This is a genomic window from Bradyrhizobium sp. P2_E8 (genome assembly GCF_056403875.1).
This window is the reverse complement of sequence record NZ_JBFUES010000308.1, coordinates 1-7,434: the sequence shown is the minus strand read 5'-3', so window position 1 is coordinate 7,434 and position 7,434 is coordinate 1. Positions and strand designations below refer to the sequence as shown.

Annotated in this window: 8 protein-coding genes; all 8 read right to left on the bottom strand. The window is 65.9% G+C overall.

Annotated features, from left to right (window positions below):
• Positions 1–74 precede the first annotated feature (74 nt).
• The 8 genes from AC1D00_RS18455 to sppA all read right to left on the bottom strand — a co-directional run bounded on the left by AC1D00_RS18455 (position 75) and on the right by sppA (position 7,175).
• Positions 75–1,418, bottom strand: coding sequence for a bifunctional folylpolyglutamate synthase/dihydrofolate synthase (locus AC1D00_RS18455; protein WP_477011635.1), 1,344 nt, complete (start codon positions 1,416–1,418; stop codon positions 75–77).
• A complete protein-coding gene (gene accD / locus AC1D00_RS18450; protein ID WP_135175180.1) occupies positions 1,415–2,356 on the bottom strand; it encodes an acetyl-CoA carboxylase, carboxyltransferase subunit beta in 942 nt (313 codons plus the stop codon). Before accD ends, AC1D00_RS18455 begins: the two co-directional genes overlap by 4 nt.
• A gap of 112 nt (positions 2,357–2,468) precedes the next feature.
• Positions 2,469–3,305, bottom strand: coding sequence for a tryptophan synthase subunit alpha (gene trpA, locus AC1D00_RS18445; RefSeq protein WP_477011634.1), 837 nt, complete (start codon positions 3,303–3,305; stop codon positions 2,469–2,471).
• On the bottom strand, positions 3,302–4,519 hold the full coding sequence (gene trpB / locus AC1D00_RS18440) for a tryptophan synthase subunit beta (RefSeq protein WP_135175182.1): 1,218 nt from the start codon (positions 4,517–4,519) through the stop codon (positions 3,302–3,304). The genes trpA and trpB overlap by 4 nt, the downstream gene beginning before the upstream one ends.
• Entirely contained in the window at positions 4,516–5,187 is a 672-nt protein-coding gene (locus AC1D00_RS18435) for a phosphoribosylanthranilate isomerase (protein WP_477011633.1), read from the bottom strand. The genes trpB and AC1D00_RS18435 overlap by 4 nt, the downstream gene beginning before the upstream one ends.
• Before the next feature lie 66 nt (positions 5,188–5,253).
• Entirely contained in the window at positions 5,254–5,646 is a 393-nt protein-coding gene (locus AC1D00_RS18430; protein WP_135175184.1) for a LapA family protein, read from the bottom strand.
• 20 nt (positions 5,647–5,666) lie between these two features.
• Positions 5,667–6,023, bottom strand: coding sequence for an integration host factor subunit beta (locus tag AC1D00_RS18425; RefSeq protein WP_477011632.1), 357 nt, complete (start codon positions 6,021–6,023; stop codon positions 5,667–5,669).
• Positions 6,024–6,194: 171 nt separating this feature from the next.
• Positions 6,195–7,175, bottom strand: coding sequence for a signal peptide peptidase SppA (gene sppA, locus AC1D00_RS18420; RefSeq protein WP_404551531.1), 981 nt, complete (start codon positions 7,173–7,175; stop codon positions 6,195–6,197).
• Between the last annotated feature and the right edge of the window lie 259 nt (positions 7,176–7,434).

The following is a 7,434-nucleotide window of genomic DNA, read 5'->3' as shown; positions in this document are numbered from 1 at the left end:
GCCGGGGCCCATTTAACCTTCTGGGTGCCGGCTCTGCGCTCCGCTTCGCTGCGCTTGTCCGGGACACGAGAATCTTATGCAGGAGGCGTGCCGTTGATGCCGAGCACGTGGCCGGCGAGATAGAGCGAACCCGTGATCAGGATGCGCGGCGGCACCTCGTAGGCGAGCTTCGACAGCGCGCGCAGCGCGGCCTCGATGCCGGGCGCGGGCTCGACCCGCATGCCGAGGCTGCGTGCGGCGTCCGCGAGGCGGTCGGCCGGCATCGCATTCTCGGTGTCGGGAATCGGCACCGCGATGATGTGACGGGTGAGCCCGGCGAAGTTGGCGAGAAAACCTTGCGCATCCTTGTTGGCCATCATGCCCGCGATCACGACCAGCGGCCGCGACACCCGCTCCTCGAGATCGCCGAGCGCGGCCGCTGCGACGCGCCCGCCTTCCGCATTGTGTCCGCCGTCGAGCCAGATCTCCGAGCCCTGCGGCCCCCAGGAGAGCAGCTCGCCCGAGGTGATGCGCTGCATCCGCGCCGGCCATTCGGCACCGACGATGCCGGCCTCGAACGCCGCCTGATTGACCTTGAACGTCGGAATCGCGCGCAGGGTCGCGATCGCAAGCCCGGCATTGTCGAACTGGTGCCGCCCGAACAGGCGCGGCGCGGCGAGATCCATCAGGCCGCGGTCGTCGGAATAGACCAGGCGCCCATGCTCGACATTGACGTGCCAGCTCTCGTTCGCGGCAAACAGCGGCGCGCGCATGCGCCGGGCCTGCGCCTCGATCACGGCCATCGCCTCGCCCGCCTGCTCGGCCGAAATCACGGGCACGCCGCGCTTGATGATCGCCGCCTTCTCGCCGGCGATGGAGGTCAGCGTATCGCCGAGGAAGTCCGTGTGGTCCATGCTGACAGGCGTGATCACGGTGGCCGCCGGCGTGTCGACGACATTGGTCGAATCGAGCCGTCCGCCAAGGCCGACTTCAAGCAGCACCACGTCCGCCGGGTTCTGCGCGAACAGATGAAACGCGGCGGCCGTCTTCAGCTCGAACACGGTCGCAGGCTCGCCGGAATTGACGCGCTCGACCTCTTCCAGAGCGGCGCACAGCTCGTCGTCGCCGACCAGCACGCCGCCACCGAGGCGGCCGAGCCTGAAGCATTCGTTGATGCGAACCAGATAGGGCGAAGTGTAGGCGTGCACGCGCAGGCCGGCGGCCTCCAGCGTCGCGCGCAGATAAGCGAGCGTCGAGCCCTTGCCATTGGTGCCGGCGATGTGGATCACCGGGGGCAGCTTGCTTTCGGGGTGGCCGAGCCGCTCGAGCAGGCGGTGCATCCGCTCCAGCCCGAGATCGATGCGCTTCTGATGCAGGGCCGACAGCCGCCCGATCAATTCGCCGAGCGGCGGCTTTGCGCTGTCAGGAGATGCGTTCACGCGTGCGGCGCGGCCGGCGCCGTCTCGGAAGCCGATACGATCTGCGCCGGGCTGACGACCGGCTGCACCGATTTCGACGCGGTCTCCAGCGCCGGAGCCTTGGTCAACAGGCGGCAGAGCCGTGCCAGGGTCGGGCGCAGCTCATGGCGATGCACGACCATGTCGATCATGCCGTGCTCTTTCAGGTACTCGGCGCGCTGGAAACCTTCCGGGAGCTTCTCGCGGATGGTCTGCTCGATCACGCGCGCCCCGGCAAAGCCGATCAGCGCGCCGGGCTCGGCGATCTGCACGTCGCCCAGCATCGCGTAGGAGGCGGTGACGCCGCCGGTGGTCGGGTTGGTCAGCACGACGATGTAGGGCTGTTTTGCCTCGCGCAGCATCTGAACCGCAACGGTCGTGCGCGGCATCTGCATCAGCGACAGGATGCCTTCCTGCATGCGCGCGCCGCCGGATGCGGCGAACACGATGAACGGCGACTTCTTCTCGACCGCGAGTTCGAGCCCGCGCACGATGGCTTCGCCCGCGGCCATGCCGAGCGAGCCGCCCATGAAGTCGAAATCCTGCACGGCGATGACGACGGCGGCGCCTTCGAGCTTGCCGTAGCCGACCTTGATCGCGTCATTCAGGTTGGTGCGCGCACGCGCATCCTTGATGCGGTCGGCGTATTTCTTTTCGTCGCGGAACTTGAGCGGGTCCGGCGTGACCTCGGGCAGCGCGACGTCGTACCAGGTCTCGTTGTCGAAGATCGACTTCAGACGTGCCACCGCGCCCATGCGCATGTGGTAGTTCGAGCCGGGAATGACGAACTGGTTGGCCTCGACGTCCTTGTAGAACACGAGCTGCCCGGAATCCGGACACTTGATCCACAGATTCTCCGGCGTCTCCCGCCGCAGCATGTTGCGGATCTTCGGCCGGACCACATTGGTAAGCCAGTTCATGGTTTGCTCCGATGTGCGATCCCGCTCCGGGAACCGCCTGAAGGGATATATGGCTGCCGGACCCTGCCCCGGCAAGCCGCCGTGTCGTCCGCCCCGAAAGCGGAATTATGGCCTATTCCGCCGCCTGCTGCGCGCCCTTGACGCCCTGGGCCAGGGACGCCGTCAGTTCGGCGACGGCGTTAACGGTTTTGGCGGTGGCCCGCCCCTCGGCGTCGAGGCTGTTCTTGAGCGCATCGACCAGCGCGGTACCGACCACCGCGCCGTTCGCGTGCGAGGCGATGGCGCGCGCAGTCTCCGGCGTGCGGATGCCGAAACCGACGCAGACCGGCAGCTTGGTGTGGCGCTTGATGCGGGCGACCGCTTCGCTCACCGCCGAGGAGTCCGCCGCCGCAGCCCCGGTGATACCGGTGATCGAGACGTAGTAGACGAAGCCCGAAGTGTTGGCGAGCACGGCCGGCAGGCGCTTGTCGTCGGTGGTCGGCGTCGCCAGACGAATGAAGTTCAGGCCGGCCTTCATCGCGGGCAGGCAGAGCTCGTCGTCCTCTTCCGGCGGCAGATCGACGATGATGAGGCCGTCGACGCCGGCGCTCTTGGCATCGACCAGGAACTTGTCGACGCCGTAGATGTAGATCGGGTTGTAATAGCCCATCAGCACGATCGGCGTCGCATTGTCGTCCTTGCGGAAGCCGCGCACGAGCTCGAGCGTCTTCTTCAGCGTCATGCCGGCCTTGAGCGCGCGCAGGCCCGCGGCCTGGATCGACGGACCGTCGGCCATCGGATCGGTGAAAGGCATGCCGATCTCGATCACGTCGGCGCCGGACTTCGGCAGCGCCTTGATGATCTCGAGCGAGGTGGCGGGATCCGGATCGCCGGCCATCAGGAAGGTCACGAAGGCCGAGCGGCCCGCTTTCTTCAGCTCAGCAAAACGGGTGTCGATACGCGTGGTCACTTGCTCTTGCCCCTCAGGATGTCGCCGACCTGCGGGACGTCCTTGTCGCCGCGGCCGGAGAGATTGACGACCATCAGGTGATCTTTTGCCCGCTTCGGCGCGAGCTCCATCACCTTGGCGATGGCATGCGCGGGTTCGAGCGCGGGGATGATGCCTTCCAGCTTGGACAGCAGCTGGAACGCAGCGAGCGCCTCGTCGTCGGTCGCGGACAGATAATTCACGCGGCCGATCTCGTGCAGCCAGGAATGCTCGGGGCCGATGCCGGGATAGTCGAGACCGGCCGAGATCGAATGGGCGTCCTGGATCTGGCCGTCCGCGTCCATCAAGAGATAGGTGCGGTTGCCGTGCAGCACGCCGGGACGGCCGCCTGCGATCGACGCCGCATGCAATTGCGTCAGCCCGTGGCCGGCGGCTTCGACGCCGAAGATCTCGACGGTGGAATCGTCGAGGAAGGGATGGAACAGGCCCATCGCGTTGGAGCCGCCGCCGATGCAGGCGACGAGCGAGTCCGGCAGGCGGCCTTCGACCTCCTGCATCTGCGCCTTGGTCTCGTTGCCGATGATCGACTGGAAGTCGCGCACCAGCGTCGGATAGGGATGCGGGCCCGCCACCGTGCCGATGCAGTAGAACGTGTTGTGCACGTTGGTGACCCAGTCGCGCAGCGCCTCGTTCATGGCGTCCTTCAGCGTGCGCGTGCCCGACTGCACCGGGACCACCTTGGCGCCCAGCATCTCCATGCGGATGACATTGGGTTGCTGCCGCTCGACGTCGACGGCACCCATATAGACCACGCATTCGAGGCCGAAGCGCGCGCACAGCGTCGCGGTGGCGACCCCGTGCTGGCCGGCGCCGGTCTCGGCGATGATGCGCTTCTTGCCCATGCGCCGCGCCAGCATGATCTGGCCGAGCACGTTGTTCACCTTGTGCGAGCCGGTGTGGTTGAGCTCTTCGCGCTTGAGGTAGATTTTTGCGCCGCCGAGATGCTCGGTGAGACGCTCGGCGAAATAGAGCGGCGAGGGCCGGCCGACATAGTTCTTGAGATAGCCGTTCATCTCGGCCTGGAAGGCCGGGTCGGCCTTGGCCGCGGTGTAGGCCTTCTCGAGATCGAGGATCAGCGGCATCAGGGTTTCGGCGACGAAGCGACCGCCGAAAATGCCGAAATGGCCGCGCTCGTCGGGGCCGCTGCGGTAGGAATTTGGTTTGGCGATGTTCATCGGACGCTCAACTCTTGACTTGCATCTTGGGTGGCGCGCGCGGCGCGGATGAAGGCCTTGATCATCTCGGGGTCCTTGACGCCGGAGGCGCTCTCGACACCGGAGGACACGTCGACGCCACCGGCGCGGGTGACGCGAAGGGCTTCAGTGACGTTGTCGGCGTGAAGCCCGCCCGAGACCATGTAGGGCAAGTTCAGATCGAGGTTTTCGAGCAGGTGCCAGTCGAACGGCTCCCCTAAGCCGCCGGGCCGCGTCGCGTCCTTCGGCGCGCGCGCATCGAACAGGATGCGGTCGGCGACCGCGGCGTAGCCGGGCAGCACGGCAAGATCGGCTGACGTTGCGACCGGCACCGCCTTCATCACGGGGCGGCCGAACTTCTGCTTGATGTCGCGCAGCCGCGCCACGCTCTCCTTGCCGTGGAGCTGGAAAATGTCCGGCGACAGCGCGTCCATGATGTTGTCGAGCGTGGCGTCGTCGGCATCGACCGTGAGCGCAACCTTGAGCGCGCGCCGCTGCACCTGGCGGCCGAGATCGCGGCCGAGCTCCAGCGACAGATGCCGGGGCGAGGGCGGAAAGAACACGAACCCCACCATGTCGGCGCCCGCGTCGAGCGCTGTTTCGAGCGTCTCGCGCGTGGACAGGCCGCAGATTTTGACGAGCAGGGACATGGTCTCGAAGCAGGTAAAGGCCGCAACTCCGCGGCCGGAAAGCAGGGTTTTCGGTTGCGGCCGCTTCTACAACGTCGCGCGCTGCTTGTCTCGCCCGACGGGCCCGTAAAGGCCCACCCCGACGGGGGCGGGGAGGCGCTGGGAATCGGGCTTCGCCGCGACCGCCTGGGACCGCAAACCGGCCAGTTCGGTCCGGGCGCTGCGCGCATCCGCCTCATGCCGGCGGGCCGCGCGGCGCCAGTGCCGCTGGCCGAACCAGACGGCACAGCCGCCGGCCAGGACGCCCAGCGCCGCCACCAGGATCAGCAGCACGAACAGCGGCAGCGTGACCGACAATGCCGGGTCGTCGGAGACAAAAGGATCGAGGGAGACGGTGACGAAATGCCGGTTGGAGACGGCGAACACCACCAGGATCAGACCCAGCGGAATCACGATCAGCGCGGTCAGGAACTTTCGCATCTCGCTTCGCTCGCCTTGAATCAAGCTTCCGGCCGCATCGCTCGCGACCGCGGGAAACCCTGACGCCGGCCWTAGTCTGCCGCGCCGGGATCCGGATGGTCGCGGTTCAGCCGCTCGCGCATTTCCTTGCCGGTCTTGAAGAACGGAACGCTCTTCTGATCGACCGGCACATGGGCGCCGGTGCGCGGATTACGCCCGGCGCGTGCAGGGCGATGCTTGACCGAGAAGGCACCGAAGCCGCGCAACTCGACGCGGTCGCCGCGTGCGAGAGCCGCTACGATCTCTTCGAGAATCGCATTCACAATGTTCTCGACATCCCGCTGGTACAGATGCGGGTTGTGCTCGGCGATACGCTGAACAAGTTCGGATTTGATCATCGAGAGATAGGACCCGGAAGCGTGCGGATGACCATTTCCGTGAAAATACCGTGATCTGTCAAGACGCTAAATCAAGGTTGAGCGTCGTGAAAATGCGTGACAAATGCCAAAAAAGCAGGCTGCCCCGACACTCGCCGGACGCGAAAACCCTCAATTGCTCGCTCGCCCCCGTCAGTTTGACGCAGCCGGCTGCCACAAGGCGAGCATTCCATCCATTCCGAACCGGTCGACGGCCTGCGCGACGCCGGTTTGCCCGATTTGATGCGCAATCGAGCCCAAACCCAGCGCTTCCAGCGTCACGGCAGCAGCAGTCTTGAGGAACGGCAGGTCGCCGAAGCGCGTCTGGAGCTTGTAGTCGCGTACCGAAAGCCCCTTCTTGACGCCCTTCTGCTCGACCAGCCAGGTCACTGCAGTCTTCTCGTCACCGATCTGGTCGATCAGCTTGAGATCGATCGCCTGGCGTCCGGTGAAGACGCGGCCGTCGGCCACTTTCTCGAGCTGCGTGTCGTCCATGCCACGCCGTTCCTTCACCAGTCCCTTGAACCAGGCGTAGGAATCCCTCACCAACGCGTCGAGCGCGGCCCGCGCCTCGGGACTGGTCGGCTCAAAACCGTTGGGCGCGGCCTTCAGCGGCGAGGATTTTACCTCCTCGACCTTGACGCCGATGGTCTTCAGGAGCTCGGTGACGTTGGGGTACTGGAACAGCACACCGATCGAGCCGACCAGCGAGCTCTGCTGCGCGATGATGTGGTCGCTCGCGATCGCCGTGATGTAACCGCCGGAGGCGGCGAGACCCTCGACCATGACGACGAGCGGCTTCTTCGCCTTGAGCCGGACAAGCGAGTCGTAGAGCTGCTCGGAGCCTGCGGTGGTGCCGCCCGGCGAGTTGATGTGGACGATGACGGCGGCAGCCTGCGAATTCTCCAGCCGCTCCAGCGCCTGCGTGCGATCGGAATCGCTGCGGATCAGGCCCTCGATCTGGACCCGCGCAATCGAGCCGGCGGATGCGAAGGTGCCGCGCGCACCGGGCGTCGCGATCAGTGCGAAGCCCGCAATCGCCGCGATCGCGATCAGCGCGGCCACGACACGCCAGAACGTCAGCTTGCGGCGGATCCTGCGGCGATCGACGATGATGTCCGAATCGAGCGACATCGGAATATCTCCAAATGAAAGACCCAGGCGCGTTGTGCCGTCACGGCGTGACCAACGGCTTATCTGGATACATCAATTGCGGCGCAATTTGAAGAAAACAAGGCTGGTGCCCTGGTGGGGGCCCGGACGCCGCCACACACTCAAGTGTCGTCCCGGCGAAGGCCGGGACCCATAACCACAAAAGGTAATTTGGCGAAGACTCTTCGTTCGGTACTCCTACCGCCCAACATCGATAGATCACGCGGTATGGGTCCCGGCC

Coding starts and splice junctions, on each gene's coding strand:
- trpB (WP_135175182.1), bottom strand. CDS start 4,519: ATGAACATCGCCAAACCAAATTCCTACCGCAGCGGCCCCGACGAGCGC.
- sppA (WP_404551531.1), bottom strand. CDS start 7,175: ATGTCGCTCGATTCGGACATCATCGTCGATCGCCGCAGGATCCGCCGC.
- AC1D00_RS18430 (WP_135175184.1), bottom strand. CDS start 5,646: ATGCGAAAGTTCCTGACCGCGCTGATCGTGATTCCGCTGGGTCTGATC.
- AC1D00_RS18435 (WP_477011633.1), bottom strand. CDS start 5,187: ATGTCCCTGCTCGTCAAAATCTGCGGCCTGTCCACGCGCGAGACGCTC.
- accD (WP_135175180.1), bottom strand. CDS start 2,356: ATGAACTGGCTTACCAATGTGGTCCGGCCGAAGATCCGCAACATGCTG.